Source organism: Streptomyces sp. NPDC012466, assembly GCF_042955215.1.
Taxonomy (GTDB): Bacteria; Actinomycetota; Actinomycetes; order Streptomycetales; family Streptomycetaceae; genus Streptomyces.
This window is the reverse complement of record NZ_JBIBEQ010000014.1, coordinates 32,322-51,313: the sequence shown is the minus strand read 5'-3', so window position 1 is coordinate 51,313 and position 18,992 is coordinate 32,322. Positions and strand designations below refer to the sequence as shown.

Below are 18,992 nucleotides of genomic sequence, written 5' to 3'. Positions count from 1 at the left end.
TACGCCACTGCCCTCGACCTCGTCGACGCCCCGGGCGGCCGGACGGTTGCGGCCCGGGTCGATAATCGGGGCCGTGACCGATCTTGAGACGCGCGCGGCCCCGTCCCGCGCCGGGGCCCTGCGCCGGGCGGCCCCGGCGCTCGCCGGGTACGCGGCCGTCCGCGCCCTGGGCCTGCTCGCCCTGTTCCTGTGGAGCGCGGCGCGGGACAAGAACGCGTACACACTGCTGACGGCCCGCTGGGACGCGCTCTGGTACGTCAGGGTCGCCGAGCTCGGCTACGGCTACGAGGTGCGCCTGGCGAACGGGGACGTGCACTCGAACCTGGCGTTCTTCCCGCTGCTGCCCTGGCTGGAGCGGCTGGTGGCGGCGGTGTCGCCGCTGTCGTACGCGGACGGGGGGTTCCTGGTCAGCCTGTGCGCCTCGCTCGCCGCCGCCTGGGGCGTCTTCGCCGTGGCGGACCATGTGTACGGCCGCCGGGCCGGGGTGTGCGCGGTGCTGCTCTGGGCCGTCCTGCCGGTGGGGATCGTGCAGTCGATGGCGTACAGCGAGGCGCTGTTCACGGCACTCGCGGCCTGGTCGCTGTACGCGGTCCTGACCGGCCGCTGGGTGACGGCGGGCGCGCTGGCCCTGTCGGCGGGGCTGACCCGTCCGGTGGGACTGGCCGTGGTGGCGGCGGTGTGGGTGACGGCGGTGGCCTCCTTCGTAGAGGAGAGAGGTGCGGCCGAGCCGGACGGCGCACCGGGCGCGCCACGCCCCGGTGCGCCCGGGACCCGCGCCCGGCGCTTCCTCGGCATGCTCCTGGCTCCCCTCGGCGCCACCGGCTACGTGCTCTGGGTCGGGCATCACACCGGCAGGGGCCCGCTGGGCTATCTCGACGTCCAGGCCGGGTGGCGCAACGGCTTCGACGGCGGTTACGCCTTCGGCCGGTTCGTCGCCGACAAGTTCACGTCGTTCCCGTCGGCCCTGGCCGGTGTGGGGCTGATCCTGGGGGTCGCGTCAGTCGTCTGGCTGTATGTGGCCGGAGTACGTCAGCGCCAGCCGCTGCCGCTGCTGGTCTACACGGGGATCGTGACGGCGCTCGCCCTGTGCGCGTCGAGCTACTTCGGCTCGAAACCGCGTCTGCTGATGCCCGCCTTCCCGCTGCTGCTGCCCCTCGCACTGGCCCTGGCGAAGACACGAACGCGCAGGTCAGCGGCGATACTCGGGGCCGTCGGGGTGGTCTCCGCGGTGTACGGGGCGTTCTGGCTGAACGGCTCCGGCCCGCCCTGACCCGCTGTGAGCGCCAGGGGAATTCCGCACCATGCCCGGGTGAACGAATTCAAAAGCGCAATAAAACGCGCATCCGGAATGATCAAAGGAATTGAAGGCCGCAGCCCCAGGCGATAGCAGATTCGGTGGAAATAAACCTCCTCCTGAGAGGAATCCCACATCACATCGTCATCACAAAGCCGTTGATTCGCACGGGATCTGAGCTCACTCGCTGTAACGTCGATTGGGTGCGTACCGAACCGAAGCTCACCCGTCTGGACCGGGTGTTCGCCCGGCTGGACCGTGAGCCGGAACGACCGGCCCACATCGATGTGCCGAAGATGAGCAGGCACCGCATCGTGCTCTTCGCGGCGACCCTGGCCTTCTACGGCGCGATCGTGTGGGCCGTGGTGATCACGTCCTGGCTGGTCCGGCTCGACTGGCAGGTCATGTTCTTCCGCCCGTACCAGCAGTGGTCGGAGATCCACTGGTTCGTCGACTACTACGTGGTCCTCGGACAGCGCGGCCCGACCGCCGTGATGGTCGCGGCCTGGCTGGGCTGGCGCTCCTGGCGGCAGCACACCCTGCGGCCGCTGCTCGCCCTCGGCGTCTCGCTGCTGCTGCTGAACATCACGGTCGGCGCCGCCAAGTACGGCATGGGCCGCCTGGGGCCGCACTACGCGACCACCATCGGCGCGAACGAGATGTGGCTCGGCGGCGATATATTTCCGAGCGGTCACACCGCCAACGCCGTGGTGACCTGGGGAATCCTGGCCTACCTGGCCTCCGGCGCGAGAGCGCAGCGCTGGCTGTCCGCCGTGTCCGCGGTGACCTCGCTCGGCGTGGGGATGGCCACCGTCTACCTCGGTACGCACTGGCTGAGCGACGTGCTGCTCGGCTGGACCGCCGGCCTGCTGATCCTGCTGGGCCTGCCGTGGTTCGAGCCGCTGATCGCCCGGGCCGAGGCCTGGATCTTCGACCTGCGCGACCGGCTGCGGGCCCGCGGGCGAGGCACCTCGGCCGTCCCGGCCGGCGCGCCGCCCGTGTCGGTCACGCCGCTGCCCGAGCGAGAGGACGTCGCGGCCCGCTCCCCCCGGACCCCGGTCTACCTGGCGCCGGGCCCGCACACGACCCGCTCCGAGCGCACTCCGGTCACCCCGGCCGGCAGTCGCCGCCCGCCGCACCCGGAGCGCCATCCGCGCGGTTCGACCCCCTCGGCCCGACCTCTGACCGGCGGCTGAGCACGGGACGGTGCGCACCCCGACCGGCAGGGCGAAGGCCCCGGTTCCCAGCGGAACCGGGGCCTTCGCCCTGTCTCAGCCCTTCCAGGCCCGCGCCACCCGGCCGCCCCTGACCTCGAAGTTCAGCCGGCCCACGCGGTACTCCATCGTGATGATCGCCCCCGGCGGCAGCGAGCGCACGGTCGGCCAGCCCCGCTCACGCGCGAGGTGTTCGGCCCGGCCGGCCTCCAGGCCGACATAGGTGTCCGGGCTGTCGTCGGGTTCCGCGGAAGGTGTCGGATTGGATGCCATGCCGCCACGCTATGTCCTGCCCGGCGACCGTGGAAGTCCGGGCCCGCCCGGTCACTGTCCGCCCCCGGTCACGCTTCTGTCACAAGATCACGACAGGCGTTTCGGGCGCCGTCCGTCACACGGACGAGCGGTTCCGTACGCCTTCCGCAGGCATTCGACCGTCATTTCCGCGTGTCACGTGAGCTCATGGAAAGGCCCCGCGGAAAGTGCCGGGAGAAGTGCCTTGGGGACTCCTTTCCTTTACGGTTCCGCACCCGTCAGGCGGAGCCGGCGCGCTTCGGGAAATGCATGGCTTCGGCGCGAAGAGGCCGGTACGCCCCCTGTCGGAGCGCGCGGTGACGCGAGCATCATGGCGTGAGCTCGCGGGTTCGTGGAGGCGCGGGCTACGGCGGGCCCGGGACGCGATGAGCGAAGGGGCGAGCGAGCGATGGGGACGCAGACCGTACAGGCGGCGGCACCGCACGCGCCGCGCACGCGGCACGGGCGGGTGGTGGTCGACTGGCTGACGACGACGGACCACAAGAAGATCGGCCATCTCTACCTGATCACGTCGTTCCTGTTCTTCATGGTCGCCGGGGTGATGGCGCTGCTGATGCGCGCCGAACTGGCCCGTCCGGGCCTTCAGATCATCGACAACGAGCAGTTCAACCAGGCGTTCACGCTGCACGGCACGATCATGCTGCTGCTGTTCGCCACCCCGACCTTCGCGGGCTTCGCGAACGAGCTGATGCCGTTGCAGATCGGCGCGCCCGACGTCGCCTTCCCACGGCTGAACATGTTCTCGTACTGGCTGTTCCTGTTCGGCGGGCTGATCGTGCTCGGCTCGCTGCTGGTGCCCTCCGGGCCGGCGGACTTCGGCTGGACCGCCTATGCCCCGCTCAACAGCGCGGAGCGCACGCCGGGCATCGGGGCCGACCTGTGGATCATGGGGCTGGCGCTGTCGGGCTTCGGCACGATCCTCGGCGCGGTCAACTTCATCACCACGATCATCGGGATGCGCGCCCCGGGCATGACGATGTTCCGGATGCCGATCTTCGTGTGGAACACCCTGTTCACGTCCATCCTGATCCTGATGGCGTTCCCGGTGCTGGCGGCGGCGCTGCTGGTGCTGGAGGCGGACCGGCGGTTCGGCTCGCAGGTGTTCGACGCGGCCAACGGCGGGGCGATCCTGTGGCAGCACCTGTTCTGGTTCTTCGGCCACCCCGAGGTGTACATCATCGCGCTGCCGTTCTTCGGCATCATCACGGAGATCATCCCGGTCTTCAGCCGCAAGCCGTTGTTCGGCTACCTGACCCTGGTCGGGGCGACGATGGCGATCACCGGCCTGTCGATGATCGTGTGGGCGCACCACATGTTCGCCACCGGCGCGGTGCTGCTGCCGTTCTTCTCCTTCATGAGCTTCCTGATCGCGGTGCCGACGGGTGTGAAGATCTTCAACTGGGCCGGCACCATGATGAAGGGCTCGCTGTCGTTCGAGACGCCGATGCTGTGGGCGACGGGCTTCCTGGTGACGTTCCTGTTCGGCGGGCTGACCGGGGTGATCCTGGCGTCGCCGCCGCTGGACTTCCATGTGACGGACACGTACTTCGTGGTCGCGCACTTCCACTACGTCGTCTTCGGCACGGTCGTCTTCGCGATCTTCGCGGGCTTCTACTTCTGGTGGCCCAAGTTCACCGGGAAGATGCTCGACGAACGGCTCGGCAAGATCCACTTCTGGACGCTGTTCGTCGGCTTCCACACCACGTTCCTGGTGCAGCACTGGCTGGGCGCCGAGGGCATGCCCCGCCGGTACGCGGACTATCTCGCGGCGGACGGCTTCACCGCGCTCAACACGGTGTCGACGATCGGGGCCTTCCTGCTCGGCATGTCGACGCTGCCGTTCCTCTACAACGTGTGGAAGACCGCGAAGTACGGCGAGAAGGTCGAGGTCGACGACCCCTGGGGCTTCGGCCGTTCCCTGGAGTGGGCGACCGCCTGCCCGCCGCCGCGGCACAACTTCACGACGCTGCCCCGGATCCGCTCCGAGTCGCCTGCGTTCGACCTGCACCATCCGCAGTACGCGGCGGTGACTGCGCAGCCCGAGCCAAAGCGCCATCAAGCCGGTCCCGAGTCCTCCTGATCGCCTCGACCAGCCCGTCCGGCTCCAGCACCTCGAACTCGAAGCCCAGCATCACCACGTGGATGACCATCACGTCGAGGCTGCCGGCGCCGCAGCGCAGCAGGCAGGTGTTCTCGGTCTCGGCCTCCAGCACCCCGGCGGAGGGCGAGATGTGCTGGAGCGCCTCCTCCAGGGGCGCCAGGAGCCGCACGACGGCGTGGGTGGCGTACGCGCGCGTGGAGACGCCCTGGGAGACGTAGGCGGCCAGGTCCTCTGCGGGCGGGTCGCGCGGCACGAACCGCGGGCCGTGCGGCGGCCGGGGCGTGACGCGGTCCACGCGGAAGGTGCGCCAGTCGTCCCGGTCGAGGTCCCAGGCGACGAGGTACCAGCGGCGCTCGGTGCACACCAGGCGGTGCGGTTCGACACTGCGGCGGGTGGCCGTGCCGTCGTGGCCGCGGTACTCGAAGCGCAGCCGCTCGGCGTCCCGGCACAGGTGGGCGAGTTCGGTGAGCACGGCCGGGTCGACCGAGGAGGGCAGCGTGCTGCGCAGCATCGGCACGGTGACGGCGTTCAGGGCGCTCACCCGGCGGCGCAGCCGGTTGGGCAGCACCTGCTCCAGTTTGGCGAGGGCCCGGACCGAGGTCTCGCCGATGCCCTCGATGCCCTGGCCCGCGGCCGTGCGCAGTCCGACCGCCACGGCGACGGCCTCGTCGTCGTCCAGGAGCAGCGGCGGCAGTTCGGCGCCCGCCCCCAGCTGGTACCCGCCGCCGGTGCCGGGGCTGGCGTTGACCGGGTAGCCGAGTTCGCGCAGCCGGTCCACGTCCCGGCGCAGGGTGCGGGCGCTGACGCCGAGCCGGTCGGCCAGGTCGGGGCCGGACCACTCGCGGTGGGCCTGGAGCAGGGACAGCAGACGCAGCAGGCGGGCCGAGGTCTCCAACATGGGGCGAGTCTGCCAGGCCTTGCGGACAGCCACTGTCCTCAAGGCCGGTAGGCCAGTTGCGGGACGGTGAAACAGGTGCGGTTCATGTCCCCCTGGCCGACCCAGCCCTTCCCGTCCTGCCAGCGGGCCACGGACAGGCAGGACCTGCTGCTCCTGGGTGGTTCTGCCAGCCGTTCGAAGCGGACGGGGAGCAGCAGCCCCCCGGCGGTGTAGCCCTGGCTGCGGTTCATGAAGCTGTCGACGCACGCGCGCGTGATGCCCGTCCGCGCGCAGGACCTCGCCGCGTCGGTGAACCAGCGCGCGGCCGCCCACCCCTCGAGCTGCCACTGGGAGTGCGTCTTCAGGTCCTCGGTCGCCTCGCGGAACTCCCGTACGGCCGGGTGGCCGGTGTCCTCGAAGTTGCGGCTGGCGCCGGTCGCCCAGAGGGCGTTGCGGCAGCGCGGGGCGTCCTTGTGGTCGTCGGCGACGGTGGACGTCCAGTTCTGCACGTTGGTCACCTTGGCGGTGACGGCGGCCCCGGCCTCGTCCATGGCCTGGCAGAGCCGGGCGTTGCCGTGCCCGTCGATGGCGTCGAACACCAGGTCGGCGCCCTGCTCCTTCAGGTCGGCGGCGACGGCACGGAAGTTGGGCAGGGCGAAGTCGACCTGCTCGGTGACGACCTTGTAGCCCTCGGCGCGCAGGCCCCGCTCGACGAGCCGGGCGTAGGCGGCCGAGGCGGACTGGTTGTAGGAGACGACGGCGGCGGTGCGGGCGCCGTGCTCGCGTCTGAAGTAGCGGTAGACCTCGGTGCCGCCGTACAGCGTGCCGTCCCAGCCGGGGGTGCCGTCACGGGGCGCGAGGCTGCCGTAGATGCCGTAGAGGTGCGGGTAGGTGTCGTAGGCGCTGCCGAGGGGCTGGCCGCCGATGTCCGGCACGCGTGCGCGGGAGACACGGGAGGCGCCCGCGTAGTCGAGGGCGGTGGTGGCGACCAGGGCGACGACCTTGTCCTCCTCGACGAGCCGGTGGACGCACTCGTTGTTGCCGACGCCGCTGCCGCCGTCGTCGCACCGGCGCACCTCCACCCGGCGCCCGTCGATGCCCCCGCGCGCGTTGAGCCGGTCGAAGAAGGCCCGGGCGCCGTCGCGCGGGCCGGTGAAGGCACCGCCGCCGACCGGGCTGGTGGCGCTGGTGATGATTCCGACCCGCAGGGGCGCGGCATCGCGGGGCGCGGGGGTGCGGCCGTCGTGCTCGAAGTCGCTCTCCGGTAGCCGGCTGCCGCAGGCCGCGCTCAGGGCGAGCAGCAGCGCCGCGGCCAGGGCCTCAGCAGCCCGGGACCGGTGACGCATTGCCGCTCAGTTGCACCAATGCGCACAGCGTCTTCGCGGACACCTTCCAGGTGCCGTCCTGCTCGACGGCGCTTCCGGAGGCGTCGGGCAGGGCGGTGGCGCCCTTCAGGGTCAGCGTGTACGTCACGTCCGCCTCGGTGGCCGAGGTGAACTCGACCTTGGTGACCTTCGCCTGGACCTGCCCGCCGCGTTCGTCACCGCTGAAGGCCTGCAGGACCGGGCCCATCCGGTCGCCGTTCTGCAGGACGGCCTGCTTGTCTTCGGCCGAGGTCTTCGGGTCGAAGAACTTCTGCCAGTTCTGTTTGATCTCCGCCTCCGCGGCGGCCCGGTCCGCGGGCGCGGTGGCCGGTGCGCTCGTGGTGCGCTCGGCGGTCGGTGTGGGAGGCGTGGACGCGCTGCCGCCGCTGTCGTCGCTGCAGGCCGCCAGGGCCGGGGCGAGGGCCAGGACCAGGGCGGCGGCGATCGCCGTACCCCGTCCCGCGGCTCGTGGACCCCCCGTCGCGTTCCCCCTCTTGAGGTCGCTGCCGAGAACCATCTGGCTCACCACCGGGTGTCGGTCCGGGCCATGCGCGCCCGGTGCTTTCAGGGTCAGCTTCCACAGGGCATAGTGCAAGCGATCGGCGGACTTGAACAGGCAGCCAGGCGCGTGCACAGCACATCCGACGTGTGGGAGCCAGCGATGCGGACCAGTCGACTGCGGAGCGTGCATCCCGTCCTGTGGGCCGGCTGGGCCGCGCTGGCCGCCGGCGCGGTGCTGTGCGTCGTCGGCTGGTACGGCGTCTCCGGCGAGCGTTACGCCGAACGGCAGCTGCCCTACCTGGCGTCCTGCACGATTCCCGGTGCCGCGCTGGTCGTCGCCGGGGCGGTGCTGCTGGCCCACGGCCGGGGTGCGATCGCCGCCGCGCGCGTGGAGGAGCTGTACGGCCTGCTGGTGGCGGCCGGGCCGGACGAGACGGAGGAGACCGGCCGGGCCGTGCTCGCGCCGCTCGCGGTCGGCGGCGACCTGCTGATGGTGCCGGGCGGCACGCTGTGGCACCGCGCGGACTGCCCGCTGGTGGCGGGGAAGGCGGAGGCGGTCCCGGTGGACTCCGAGCTGGTGGCGAGCGGCGAGCTGGACCCCTGCCCGATCTGCGAACCGGCCGAAGAAACCGACTGATGTCGTCGCTGACGTACGACCTCACCCTCGCGGGGCTCTCGGTCGGCAGCGCGGCGGCGCTGACCGGGATCGGCCTGATCGTGACGTACCGCGCGACGGGCGTGCTCAACTTCGCGCACGGCGCGATCGCCATGGTGTGCGCGTACGCGCTGCGGCAGTGCGTGGTCGAGTGGGGCTGGCCCTTGTGGCTCGGGGCGGCCGTGACGCTGCTGGTGCTGGCTCCCGGGCTGGGTGTGGTCCTGGAGCGGTTCGTCTTCCGGCCTCTGGCGGTCCTGGGCGGTGATCCGGCGCAGACGCTGGTGGCGTCCATCGGGGTGTTCGTGCTGCTGGTGGGCGGGGCGGCGCTGGTGTGGGGGCAGGGGGCGCGCGACGACGCGCCGGTGCTGGTGCCGGACGAGCCGTGGGGGCAGCTGGCGGTGGTACTGGTGCTGGCGGCCGGGGTCACCGCGGTCACCCGCCGGACGCGGTTCGGGCGGGAGTTGCGGGCCGTCGTCGACGACCGGCGACTCGCCGTGCTGGGCGGTGTCGACGCGGACCGGGTCGCGGCGACGGGCTGGGCGTTCGGTGCGTTCACGGCGGGCCTGACCGGCGTGCTGCTGGCACCGTACGTGCGACTCGACCCGTACGGCCTGTCGCTGCTCGTGATGGAGGTCGTGGCGGTCGCGGTGGCCGCGCGGATGCGGAGCCTGCCGGTGGCGGTGGTGGTGGCGCTGGGCATCGGGGTGGCGCAGAGCCAGCTGACGCGGCTGCACCCGTCAGGCTGGGCCGAGCCGCTGCTCGGGGCGGTGGGCACGAACCTGTTCGTCGTGGCGCTGCTGGTCGCGGCGCTGGTGCTGCCGGGCGTCGGGGAGCGGGACGCGCTGCCGCGTACGGCATCGGCGCGGGTGCCGACGCCGCCGGGGGCCTGGATCGTGGTCCTGGTGCTGTTCCTGCTGCCGCTGGGCTTCGCCGGCCGGGACCTGCACACCTCCGTCCAGGTGCCGGCGCTGGCCGTGATCCTGCTGTCCCTGGTGGTGGTCACCGGCCGCGGCGGTCAGATCTCGCTGGGGCAGGCGGCGTACGCGGGGCTGGGCGCCCTGTTCACGGCGCTGCTGGCGGCGGGCCGCTTCCCGGGACTGCCCGCCCTGCCGGAGCTGGTGGCGCTCGCGGTGTCGGTGGTCCTGGTGGCGCCGCTCGGCCTGCTGACGGGCTGGCCGGCGATCGGCCGCCGGGGCCTGGCGCTGGCGCTGGCGACGTTCGCGGTGGGCGTGGGGGTGAGCCGCTTCGTCTTCGCCCAGCCGTACGCCACCTCGGGCCTGTCCCTGGGCCGCCCGGCGGGCTTCGACGGGGACCGGGCGTACTACGTGCTGGAGCTGCTCCTGCTGGGGGTCGCGCTGCTGGCGACGCACGCGCTGCGCCGGGGGCGGACCGGCCGGGCCCTCGCCGCCCTGCGGGACCACGAGGAGGGTGCGCAGGCCGCGGGCGTCCGGGTGCCGTCCCTGAAGCTGCTGGCCTTCGTCGCGGGTGCCGCGCTGGCGGCGCTGGGCGGCGGCATGCTCGGCATGGGCCTGCGCGCCTTCGACGCCGCCGCCTACGACCCCGTGCGCGGCCTGCTGTGGTTCGCCGCGGTGGTCGTGCTGGGCGCCGACAGCACCCTCGGCGCCCTCGCCGCCGCGGCCCTCCTGGTCGGGCTGGACGCGGGTACCCGGGGCGGCGTCGCGGCGGCCCTGATCGGCGTCCTGGCGATCCTGGTGGGCCGCTTCCCGGGCGGACCGTACGAGGCTCTGCGCACAGCGGCGGAACGCCTGCGGCTGCGCCGCACCCCGGCACTGACGCCGGTGGGGGCCCGGGCCCGCGGGCTGCTGCGCCCCGCGGAGCCACGGGCGGCCCGGAGGCCACCCGTGCCGACGGGGGCGACCGGCGTGGCGCGGGGCGCCGAGCGCACGGGAGCCGAGCGGGTCTGGGGTGTGAGCGGCGCGCGGCACCGAGCGGCCGCACGCGGGGCCGCCGCCGAACCCGGTGCGGCGCACACCCGACCGCCCGCCGCGGGGGCCCCGCCCGCCACCGCCGTCCTGACCGCCCGCCACCTCCACGCCCACTACGGCGGCTTCACCGCCCTCGACGGGGTCGACCTGGACCTCTCCCCCGGCCGGATCACCGCGGTCGTCGGACCCAACGGGGCCGGGAAGAGCACCCTGTTCCACTGTCTGGCCGGGACGCTGCGGCCCTCGCGCGGCACCGTGCGTCTCGGCGGGCGGGACATCACCGCGCTGCCCTCCCACACCCGCACCCGGCTCGGTGTCGCGCGGACCTTCCAGCAACTGGCCGTCTTCCCGTCGCTGTCCGTCGCCGAGAACGTCCGGGTGGGCGCCGAGCAGGGCCGGCTGGCCGACCCGCGGGCCGTGGAGCGCACCCTCAGACTGCTCGGACTCGACGGACCGGTGCGCGCACGGCCCGCCGCCGGGCTGCCCACCGGGACGCTGCGCCGCGTCGAACTGGCCCGGGTTCTCGCGGGCAGCCCCCGCGTCCTGCTCCTGGACGAACCCGCCGCCGGTCTCGACACCGCCGAGGTGACCGCCCTGGCCCGGGTCCTGAAGGCTCTGGCCGCCGACGGCACGGCCCTCCTGGTCGTGGAGCACGACCTGGATCTGGTGGCGGGTCTCGCCGATGTCGTGCAGGTGATGGCGGCGGGCCGGATCGTCGCCTCCGGCCCGCCGGGGCAGGTCCTCGACGACCTGGGAACGGGGGCCGGCCGATGACGATCGTCTCCCTGCGCGACGCCCGGGTGCGCTACGGCCCCCTGGAGGCCCTGCACGGCATCACCCTGGCGGCTGCCGGTCCGGGCCTCACCGTGCTGCTGGGCCGCAACGGCTCCGGCCGCTCGACCGCCCTGCGCGCCCTGGCCGGAACGGTTCCCCTGTCGGGCGGCGCGGTCGTGTGGGACGGCACGGACGTGACCCGCCTCCCCGCGTACCGACGGGCCCGGCGAGGGCTGTGCCTGGTGCCGGAGCGGCGGGCCGTGTTCGGGTCGCTCACCGTGCGCGAGAACCTCGAACTCGCCGCGCGCGACCACGCCGCGGCCCTCGACGCCTACCCGCAGCTGCGGCCCCTGCTGGAGCGGCGCGCGGGCACCCTCTCCGGCGGGGAGCAGCGCATGCTCGCCCTCTCCCGGGCGCTGCTGACCCGCGCGCGCGTGGTGCTCGTCGACGAGCCCGCCCAGGGCATGTCGCCCTCGGTCGCGGCCCGGACGTACGAGCTGCTGGGCGCGCTGGACGCGTGTGTGGTGGTCGCCGAGCAGCGACTGCCGCCCGCTTGGCGGGACCGTCCCGCGATCGTCTACGAACTGCGCCGTGGCACGGTCGTGTTCGCCGGGGAGGCGGGCGAGCTCACAGGGTGATCCAGGACGGCGAGACCCCGTCCGGTCGGCCGGCCGGACGGGGCCCGTGTCCCGGCGAGGGGGAGCGTCGGCTCAGAACTCGAGACGCAGGCCGGGCACGATCACGTCGGGATCCTCACCGATGGCGGCCTTGTTGGCGGCGTAGAGACGCTGCCAGGTGGTCCCGTGCCGGGCGGCGACGCCGCTCAGCGTGTCGCCCCGGCGGACGGTGTGGTCGCCGCGGGACGCGCCGCGGTCCGCGTGCTCCGTGGAACGCGCCGGCGCCTTCGACGGCTTCGCCGGGGCCGTCGTGGTGGAGGAGACCGGGCCGGCGGCGGGTGCGCCACCGCTCGCCCCGGCGCGTGCCGAGCAGGTCGGCCAGGCGCCCCAGCCCTGGGCGCGCTGGACCTTGGTGGCGACGGCGATCTGCTGGGACCTGCTCGCCCGGTCGGCGGTGGGCGCGTAGGCCGTGCCGCCGTAGGCGTTCCAGGTGGAGGCGGCGAACTGGAGTCCGCCGTAGTAGCCGTTGCCGGTGTTGATGTGCCAGTCGCCGCCGCTCTCGCACTGGGCGATGCGGTCCCACACTCCGCTGTCGGCCGCCACGGCGTTTCCGGTCGCGGCGAGCAGTCCGAGGGGCGCGAGCAGTGCCGCCCCGGCGAGGACCGCCGTCGTACGGACCTGGGTCTTCCGGGCGTCGGAGCGAGTGGTGTCGGCACATTCGGACATGTAGGTCCCTCTCGAAACACCCGGGGATCCCCCAGGCGGAACGCCACTCCCGCGCCATGGGGCACGTGGGTCGCGCTCGCCCCGTCCGCCGGTGCGGTGCTGTGCCCGGTTCCTGGGAAACGGGCGGCCGGCGGACGTTACCCGAGCGGTGCTCGTTGCACACGGCGGAGGAATCTAAGGAGGCCGACGGTCCGGCATCAACCAGTCGCCCGTCGGAGCAGGCCAGTTCACCGATACCCTGGGTAACGGCGATTTCCGGACACCCACTTCATTCGCGGATTTCCGGATTTGTCGACCAACCGCCCCCTCGGCCTGTGACCCACTTCACCCTCTCAACATCCGCCTCCCTGTGCGGAGTTGACGGTGAGTGCGCGATTCCGCGCCGAGCGTGACCCTGCGCGCTGGATGGTTCGATTCCGTTCGCCCTGGGGCGTGACTCCCGCCACAGATCGCCCGTTGTCTTCTTCATGAGCCGGGACCTACCCGGACCACGGGCCGGGAGCCACCCGGCTTTGCCACGCACCGCATCCCCGAGGGAGCCACCCGTGCCGCGCATGCTCGACGTCAGCGACGAGGTACGCGCCGAGATCGGCGACGAAGAAGCCGACCGCCTGCTCGCCGGAGAGACCGCCCCGGGCAGTTACGACTGCACGTCCTGCCGCACTCCGGGCGACTCCGACCAGGAGCGCACCAGCACCGTGCTGTTCATCGGGGACGAGACCGCCGTCCTCGCCTTCGCCCACGCCGGCTGCCTGCCCTCGCAGGTCGTGCAGGTCACCGAGGAGCAGCTGCGGGGCGCCGTGAAGTCCATCGCCGGCGACACCGTCGACCTGGAGCCCGACAAGGTGGTGCCCGAGCAGGCCGTGCTCGGCGTGACCAGCGGACTCGTCCTGATCGCCGGCGAGCTGCACCCGGCCCTGGTGGTGGAGCCGACCGGGCCCATCGCCCGGCCCGGCGCGACCGGTGCCGGCGACGACTTCCTGCCGCTGCTCATCGAACAGGGCTTCATGCCGCTGACCGAGCTGTCGGCCGTACCGCCGGTGCTGCACGGCTGGTCGGTGCTGCTCGCCGTGGGCCAGCTGCACGCGGTGCTCCAGCCGGGCGGCAACGGCGGCCAGCCGGTGGCCTGGTGGCAGGCGCACCAGCCGCTCCAGGTGACCGAGGGCTGGCGCGCAGCCGCCAACAAGCACCAGCAGGTGCTGATGTTCGCCGCGCCCGCCGGCTCGATCGGCCGCCAGCCGCGCGAGGACCTGCTGCGGGACGCGCTGGACAAGGCTGCGGCGAACGGAAAGCTGGTCGCCTCGGCGCTGCCGCTGGCCGGCACCTGAGCCGCGCGTCACCCACGCACGCCGTACACCTGCGAAAGCCGTATCCGGGCCGCATCCCTTGACCCGCGGGGTCGTTTGGACATACGTGCACGCATACGACGTTTCCCGCCGCCAGTCCTTCACGCCGATCCCGTCCGCGCGATCGGCTCAGGACTCCCAGGGCGGCCCATCGGCCACGCCGATCTACGACGCGCTCTACGCCGAGTACGTCAAGTCCTTCCGCGCACTTCCCGGCGACCGCAGTGGCGAGGAGAAGCTGGGTTTCACCGCCTTCGGGAACCCCCCGCACGGCTCGGGCTCGTACGGAGGGACGTACGGCAGCTCGTACAGCGCCTACAGCGCGGGTGCCCAGAGCGCCCGCCATGCCGCAGGGCAGCAGCCGCAGTGGCAGCGCGTCGGGACCATCGCGCACGGCACGGGCATGCACTACGTACCGGCCGCGCTGCCGCCGGGGCGGCGCGGCGGCGTCTGAGCGAGCACCGGACACCGGAAAGGGCGGCCCCGTTCGGGGCCGCCCTTTCCGGTGCTTCGCGCTACTTCTTCTTGCCGCGCTTCTCGCGCACCCGCACGGAGATGTGGATCGGCGTCCCGTCGAAGCCGAACTCCTCGCGCAGGCGGCGCTCGATGAAACGCCGGTAGCCCGCCTCGATGAAGCCGGAGGCGAACAGCACGAACCGCGGCGGCTTGGTGCCCGCCTGGGTGCCGAACAGGATGCGCGGCTGCTTGCCGCCCCGGACCGGGTGGGGGTGGGCGGCGACCAGCTCGCCGAGGAAGGCGTTCAGCCGGCCGGTCGGCACCCGGGTCTCCCAGCCCGCCAGGGCCGTCTCGATCGCCGGGACCAGCTTCTCCATGTGCCGCCCGGTGCGCGCCGAGACGTTCACCCGCGGCGCCCACGCCACCTGGCCGAGCTCGGTCTCGATCTCCCGCTCCAGGTAGTAGCGGCGCTCCTCGTCGAGGGTGTCCCACTTGTTGTACGCGAGGACGATCGCGCGGCCGGCCTCGACGGCCATGGTCACGATCCGCTGGTCCTGCACCGAGATGGACTCGGAGCCGTCGATCAGGATGACCGCGACCTCCGCCTTCTCGACGGCGGCGGCGGTGCGCAGCGAGGCGTAGTAGTCGGCGCCCTGCTGGAGGTGGACGCGCTTGCGGATGCCCGCCGTGTCGACGAACTTCCAGGTGACACCGCCGAGTTCGATGAGCTCGTCGACCGGGTCACGGGTGGTGCCCGCCAGCTCGTTGACGACGACGCGCTCCTCGCCCGCCACCTTGTTCAGCAGGGAGGACTTGCCGACGTTCGGGCGGCCGATGAGGGCGATGCGGCGCGGTCCGCCGGTGCCGCCCGCGCCGAACGTCTGGCGCGGCGCCTCGGGGAGCACCTCCAGGACCTGGTCGAGCATGTCGCCGGTGCCCCGGCCGTGCAGCGCGGAGACCGGGTGCGGCTCCCCCAGGCCCAGCGACCACAGGTAGGCCGCGTCGGCCTCGCCGCTCGGGCCGTCCACCTTGTTGGCACACAGCACGACCGGCTTGCCGGCCTTGCGCAGCAGCCGGACGACGGCCTCGTCGGTGTCGGTGGCGCCGACCTTGGCGTCGACGACGAAGACGACCGCGTCGGCGGCCTCGATGGCGTACTCGGCCTGGGCCGCCACGGAGGCGTCGATACCGAGGACGTCCTGCTCCCAGCCGCCGGTGTCGACGACCTTGAAGCGGCGGCCGGCCCACTCGGCCTCGTAGGTCACCCGGTCGCGGGTGACTCCCGGCTTGTCCTCGACGACGGCCTCGCGGCGCCCGATGATGCGGTTCACCAGAGTCGACTTGCCGACATTGGGGCGGCCGACGACGGCGAGCACGGGCAGCGGGCCGTGGCCCGCCTCCTCGAGGGCGCCCTCGACGTCCTCGAGGTCGAAGCCCTCCTCCGCGGCGAGCTCCATGAACTCCGCGAACTCGGCGTCGCCGAGCGCCCCGTGGTCGTGCTCGTACGCGCCCTCGGACGCGTCCGAGCCGTCGGGCTGGATGTGGTCGTTCATGAAGTCCGTACCTCGTCGTTCATCGTGGTGGTCGGTGGAGTACCCGCTGTGTTCGGGCTGATCCACTACTCAGTGTCGCTCAGTGCCTGGTCAGGCGCCTGGCGTTTTCCAGGTGGGCCGCGAGCTGCTTCTGGATGCGCCCGGTCGCCTCGTCCAGCGCCTTGCGCGTCCGGCGTCCGCTGCCGTCGCCCGCCTCGAAGGGCTCGCCGAAGACGACGTCGACGCGCGAGCGCAGCGGAGGCAGCCCCTTTATCAACCGTCCCCGCTTCCCGGAACTTCCCAGCACGGCCACCGGGACGATCGGGGCGCCGCTGCGCACGGCGAAGTAGGCGAGCCCGGCGCGCAGCGAGGCGAAGTCTCCCTCACCCCGGGTGCCCTCCGGGAAGATGCCGAGCACGCCGCCGCCCGCCAGGACGCCCAGCGCCTGGGTGATCGCCGTGCGGTCGGTGGTGGTGCGGTCGACCTTCACCTGCCCGATGCCGAGCAGGAAGGGGTCCAGCGGCCCGATGAACGCTTCCTTCTTGATCAGGAAGTGCGTCGGCCGGGGCGCCACGCCCATGACCATCGGGCCGTCGATGTTGTGGGAGTGATTGACCGCGAGGATCACCGGGCCGCCGGCCGGCACGCGCCAGGCGCCGAGCACGCGCGGCTTCCACAGCCCGTACATCAGGCCGACGCCGATGCGCCGCCCGACCTCGGCGCCCCGCGCCGATGGCAGTTCGGTCACTTTCCGGCCCGCTTCTCCTCGACGAGGGTGACGACGCACTCGATGACCTGGGCCAGTGTGAGCGCGGTGGTGTCCACCTCGACGGCGTCGGCCGCCTTGGCGAGCGGGGAGGTCTTACGGCTGGAGTCGGCGGCGTCCCGCTTGATCAGGGCCTCACGGGTGGAGTGGACGTCGGCGCCCTTCAGCTCGCCGCTGCGGCGGGCGGCGCGGGCCTCGGGGGAGGCGGTGAGGAAGATCTTGAGGTCGGCGTCCGGCAGCACCGTGGTGCCGATGTCCCGGCCCTCGACGACGATGCCCTGCTCCGCGGAAGCGGCGATCGACCGCTGCAGCTCGGTGATCCGGGCGCGCACCTCGGGCACCGCGCTGACGGCGCTGACCTTGGAGGTGACCTCCTGGGTGCGGATCGGGCCGGCCACGTCGACGCCGTCGACGGTGATGGTCGGCCCCTCCGGGTCCGTACCGGAGACGATCTCGGGCTTGCCCGCGGCGGCGGCGATGGACGCCGGGTCGTCGATGTCTATGCCGTTGTTCACCATCCACCAGGTGATCGCCCGGTACTGGGCGCCGGTGTCCAGGTAGCTCAGCCCCAGCTGCGCCGCCACGGCCTTCGAGGTGCTCGACTTGCCCGTGCCGGACGGGCCGTCGATGGCGACAATCACTGGCGTGGCGCTTTCCACAGTGGGGACCTTCCTGAACCGGGCTCGGCGGGGTGAGGGCGCGACTGCCCCGCACAAGGTTACTGGGTGCGGGTCACTCGTCCGGCCGCGCGTCCACGGCGACGGCGCGCGGCCGGGTGCGGCGACCTGCCGCACCCGCCCCGTCCGGTGCGGGGCCGACGACACCGCCCGGCCGCACCCGCCCCGTCGGGCGCGGGCTGACGACGATGCGCAGCCCCATCCGGCCCGGCCCGTCCGGCGCGCGATGGACCATGGCACCGGCCACGTCCAAGCCCGTCCGTCGCTTGCGGGCGAGGCCGTTCAGGCCGAAGCGGGGGCCGGGGCGGCAGCCCCCGGACGCGGCGCACGAACCGGCCGGACTCCTACTGCCGGAGCGCCCAGCCCCGTTCCCGCAGCGCAGCGCTCAGCACCGGGGCCGCCTTCGGCTCCACCATCAACTGCACCAGACCCGCCTGCTGACCTGTCGCGTGCTCGATCCGTACGTCCTCGATGTTGACGCCGGCCATGCCCGCGTCGGCGAAGATCCGGGCGAGCTGTCCCGGCTGGTCGTCGATGAGCACGGCCACGACCTCGTAGGCCCGGGGCGCGGACCCGTGCTTGCCGGGGACGCGGACCTGCCCGGCGTTGCCGCGCCGCAGCACGTCCTCGATCCCGCCGGCGCCCTCGCGGCGCTTGTGCTCGTCGGAGGACTGCAGGGCGCGCAGGGCCCGCACGGTCTCCTCCAGGTCGGCGGCGACGTCCGTGAGCAGGTCGGCGACGGGCGCGGGGTTCGCGGAGAGGATGTCGATCCACATCCGGGGGTCGGAGGCGGCGATCCGCGTCACATCCCGGATGCCCTGACCGCACAGCCGTACGGCGGTCTCCTCGGCGCGCTCCAGCCGCGCGGCGACCAGGCTGGAGACCAGGTGGGGCATGTGGGAGACGAGGGCGACGGCACGGTCGTGGGCGTCGGCGTCCATCACCACCGGCACCGCACGGCAGTGCGAGACCAGCTCCAGGGCGAGGTTCAGCACCTCGGTGTCGGTGTCCCGGGTCGGGGTCAGCACCCAGGGGCGGCCCTCGAAGAGGTCCCCGGTCGCGGCCAGCGGGCCGGACTTCTCCCGTCCCGACATGGGGTGGGAGCCGATGTACGCGGACAGGTCGAGGCCGTGTTCCTCCAGCTCGCGGCGCGGCCCGCCCTTGACGCTGGCGACGTCGAGGTAGCCGCGTCCCGCGCCGCGGCGCATGGCGTCGGTGAGCACGTCGGCCACGTGCGCGGGCGGGGCGGCGACGATCACGAGGTCGACGGGCCCGTCCGGCGCCTCGTCCGTCCCGGCGCCGAGCGCGGCCGCCGTACGGGCCTGCTCCGGGTCCGGATCGGCGAGGTGCACGGTGACGCCCCGCTGGGACAGCGCCAGGGCGGCGGAGGTCCCGATGAGGCCGGTGCCGATGACGAGTGCGGTCCTCACTGGGCGATGTCCTTGCGCAGGGCGGCCGCGGCGCCGAGGTAGACGTGGGCGATGCCGGCCCGGGGCCGGTCGGACTCGATGTGCGCGAGGACACGGACGACGCGCGGCATGGCGCCCTCGATGTCCAGTTCCTGGGCGCAGATCAGCGGGACGTCGACGATGCCCAGCTTGCGGGCGGCGGCCGCCGGGAAGTCGCTGTGCAGGTCGGGCGTGGCCGTGAACCAGATGCTGATCAGGTCGTCGGCGGCGAGATCGTTGCGCTCGAGGATCTCCGTGAGCAGGGCTCCGACCTGCTCGTCCATGTGCCCGGCCTCGTCCCGTTCGAGTTGGACGGCGCCCCGGACCGCTCGTACCGCCACGGCGATGCTCCTTGCTGACGTACGTGTCGCTCTGCCTCCGGCCAG

18 protein-coding genes and 1 pseudogene are annotated in these 18,992 nt (G+C 73.0%); 8 read left to right on the top strand and 11 right to left on the bottom strand.

Translation table 11 applies throughout. From position 1 onward, the window contains the following. Positions 1–73 precede the first annotated feature (73 nt). Together ACFY9E_RS36695 and ACFY9E_RS36690 are read left to right on the top strand one after the other, a co-directional pair. Complete coding sequence (locus tag ACFY9E_RS36695; RefSeq protein ID WP_390992055.1) at positions 74–1,270, top strand: hypothetical protein; 1,197 nt, start codon at positions 74–76, stop codon at positions 1,268–1,270. Between the two features lie 227 nt (positions 1,271–1,497). Continuing rightward, positions 1,498–2,490 (top strand): phosphatase PAP2 family protein, encoded by a 993-nt coding sequence (locus ACFY9E_RS36690; RefSeq protein ID WP_390992053.1) that lies wholly within the window; start codon positions 1,498–1,500, stop codon positions 2,488–2,490. Positions 2,491–2,565: 75 nt separating this feature from the next. On the opposite strand, the gene ACFY9E_RS36685 is transcribed toward ACFY9E_RS36690, so the two are convergent. After that, positions 2,566–2,781, bottom strand: coding sequence for an I78 family peptidase inhibitor (locus ACFY9E_RS36685; protein ID WP_390992050.1), 216 nt, complete (start codon positions 2,779–2,781; stop codon positions 2,566–2,568). 427 nt (positions 2,782–3,208) lie between these two features. Here ACFY9E_RS36685 and ctaD point away from each other — a divergent pair. Continuing rightward, a pseudogene (ctaD, locus tag ACFY9E_RS36680) lies at positions 3,209–4,735 on the top strand (cytochrome c oxidase subunit I); the annotation flags it as partial. A 43-nt stretch (positions 4,736–4,778) separates the two neighbouring features. Here the strand turns inward: ctaD and ACFY9E_RS36675 are convergent. Genes ACFY9E_RS36675 through ACFY9E_RS36665 form a run of 3 tightly spaced genes read right to left on the bottom strand, consistent with a single transcriptional unit; the run spans position 4,779 to position 7,679 of the window. Beyond that, the gene (locus ACFY9E_RS36675; protein WP_390992047.1) at positions 4,779–5,819 is read right to left on the bottom strand and encodes a WYL domain-containing protein; all 1,041 of its coding nucleotides are present in this window, start codon (positions 5,817–5,819) and stop codon (positions 4,779–4,781) included. A 38-nt stretch (positions 5,820–5,857) separates the two neighbouring features. After that, on the bottom strand, positions 5,858–7,144 hold the full coding sequence (locus ACFY9E_RS36670) for an ABC transporter substrate-binding protein (protein ID WP_390992046.1): 1,287 nt from the start codon (positions 7,142–7,144) through the stop codon (positions 5,858–5,860). Then, positions 7,119–7,679, bottom strand: a complete 561-nt coding sequence (locus ACFY9E_RS36665) for a hypothetical protein (RefSeq protein WP_390992043.1) — start codon at positions 7,677–7,679, stop codon at positions 7,119–7,121. Before ACFY9E_RS36665 ends, ACFY9E_RS36670 begins: the two co-directional genes overlap by 26 nt. A gap of 144 nt (positions 7,680–7,823) precedes the next feature. On the opposite strand from ACFY9E_RS36665, the gene ACFY9E_RS36660 reads away from it, so the two are divergent. From ACFY9E_RS36660 to ACFY9E_RS36650, 3 genes are read left to right on the top strand one after another with little or no spacing between them, the layout of a single operon-like run. Further along, on the top strand, positions 7,824–8,300 hold the full coding sequence (locus ACFY9E_RS36660) for a hypothetical protein (protein ID WP_390992040.1): 477 nt from the start codon (positions 7,824–7,826) through the stop codon (positions 8,298–8,300). After that, entirely contained in the window at positions 8,300–11,038 is a 2,739-nt protein-coding gene (locus ACFY9E_RS36655; protein ID WP_390992037.1) for an ATP-binding cassette domain-containing protein, read from the top strand. The genes ACFY9E_RS36660 and ACFY9E_RS36655 overlap by 1 nt, the downstream gene beginning before the upstream one ends. Continuing rightward, positions 11,035–11,676: an ATP-binding cassette domain-containing protein gene (locus tag ACFY9E_RS36650; protein WP_390992034.1), complete on the top strand. Its 642-nt coding sequence runs from the start codon at positions 11,035–11,037 to the stop codon at positions 11,674–11,676. The genes ACFY9E_RS36655 and ACFY9E_RS36650 overlap by 4 nt, the downstream gene beginning before the upstream one ends. Before the next feature lie 72 nt (positions 11,677–11,748). Here the strand turns inward: ACFY9E_RS36650 and ACFY9E_RS36645 are convergent, their stop codons facing one another. Next, entirely contained in the window at positions 11,749–12,381 is a 633-nt protein-coding gene (locus ACFY9E_RS36645; protein WP_390992031.1) for a transglycosylase family protein, read from the bottom strand. A 545-nt stretch (positions 12,382–12,926) separates the two neighbouring features. Here ACFY9E_RS36645 and ACFY9E_RS36640 point away from each other — a divergent pair. Next, the gene (locus ACFY9E_RS36640) at positions 12,927–13,709 is read left to right on the top strand and encodes a hypothetical protein (RefSeq protein ID WP_390992028.1); all 783 of its coding nucleotides are present in this window, start codon (positions 12,927–12,929) and stop codon (positions 13,707–13,709) included. A gap of 85 nt (positions 13,710–13,794) precedes the next feature. Next, complete coding sequence (locus ACFY9E_RS36635; RefSeq protein ID WP_390992025.1) at positions 13,795–14,181, top strand: hypothetical protein; 387 nt, start codon at positions 13,795–13,797, stop codon at positions 14,179–14,181. 61 nt (positions 14,182–14,242) lie between these two features. Here the strand turns inward: ACFY9E_RS36635 and der are convergent, their stop codons facing one another. The 6 genes from der to aroH form a co-directional block, all read right to left on the bottom strand. Next, positions 14,243–15,736, bottom strand: coding sequence for a ribosome biogenesis GTPase Der (gene der, locus ACFY9E_RS36630; RefSeq protein ID WP_390992022.1), 1,494 nt, complete (start codon positions 15,734–15,736; stop codon positions 14,243–14,245). A gap of 79 nt (positions 15,737–15,815) precedes the next feature. Next, positions 15,816–16,463: a 1-acyl-sn-glycerol-3-phosphate acyltransferase gene (locus tag ACFY9E_RS36625; RefSeq protein ID WP_390992019.1), complete on the bottom strand. Its 648-nt coding sequence runs from the start codon at positions 16,461–16,463 to the stop codon at positions 15,816–15,818. After that, the gene (gene cmk / locus ACFY9E_RS36620) at positions 16,460–17,122 is read right to left on the bottom strand and encodes a (d)CMP kinase (RefSeq protein ID WP_390992016.1); all 663 of its coding nucleotides are present in this window, start codon (positions 17,120–17,122) and stop codon (positions 16,460–16,462) included. Before cmk ends, ACFY9E_RS36625 begins: the two co-directional genes overlap by 4 nt. Positions 17,123–17,213: 91 nt before the next feature. Beyond that, positions 17,214–17,405 carry a hypothetical protein gene (locus ACFY9E_RS36615; RefSeq protein WP_390992013.1) on the bottom strand — a complete coding sequence of 64 codons (192 nt, stop codon included), beginning with the start codon at positions 17,403–17,405 and terminating at the stop codon, positions 17,214–17,216. Between the two features lie 97 nt (positions 17,406–17,502). Further along, entirely contained in the window at positions 17,503–18,588 is a 1,086-nt protein-coding gene (locus tag ACFY9E_RS36610; RefSeq protein ID WP_390992010.1) for a prephenate dehydrogenase, read from the bottom strand. Further along, the gene (aroH, locus tag ACFY9E_RS36605) at positions 18,585–18,947 is read right to left on the bottom strand and encodes a chorismate mutase (RefSeq protein WP_184844540.1); all 363 of its coding nucleotides are present in this window, start codon (positions 18,945–18,947) and stop codon (positions 18,585–18,587) included. The genes ACFY9E_RS36610 and aroH overlap by 4 nt, the downstream gene beginning before the upstream one ends. Between the last annotated feature and the right edge of the window lie 45 nt (positions 18,948–18,992).

Bases quoted from the DNA above. Each gene is read 5' to 3' on its own strand.
- ACFY9E_RS36685 (WP_390992050.1), bottom strand. From the start codon at position 2,781: ATGGCATCCAATCCGACACCTTCCGCGGAACCCGACGACAGCCCGGAC.
- ACFY9E_RS36675 (WP_390992047.1), bottom strand. From the start codon at position 5,819: ATGTTGGAGACCTCGGCCCGCCTGCTGCGTCTGCTGTCCCTGCTCCAG.
- ACFY9E_RS36670 (WP_390992046.1), bottom strand. From the start codon at position 7,144: ATGCGTCACCGGTCCCGGGCTGCTGAGGCCCTGGCCGCGGCGCTGCTG.
- ACFY9E_RS36665 (WP_390992043.1), bottom strand. From the start codon at position 7,679: ATGGTTCTCGGCAGCGACCTCAAGAGGGGGAACGCGACGGGGGGTCCA.
- ACFY9E_RS36660 (WP_390992040.1), top strand. From the start codon at position 7,824: ATGCGGACCAGTCGACTGCGGAGCGTGCATCCCGTCCTGTGGGCCGGC.
- ACFY9E_RS36655 (WP_390992037.1), top strand. From the start codon at position 8,300: ATGTCGTCGCTGACGTACGACCTCACCCTCGCGGGGCTCTCGGTCGGC.
- ACFY9E_RS36650 (WP_390992034.1), top strand. From the start codon at position 11,035: ATGACGATCGTCTCCCTGCGCGACGCCCGGGTGCGCTACGGCCCCCTG.
- ACFY9E_RS36645 (WP_390992031.1), bottom strand. From the start codon at position 12,381: ATGTCCGAATGTGCCGACACCACTCGCTCCGACGCCCGGAAGACCCAG.
- der (WP_390992022.1), bottom strand. From the start codon at position 15,736: ATGAACGACCACATCCAGCCCGACGGCTCGGACGCGTCCGAGGGCGCG.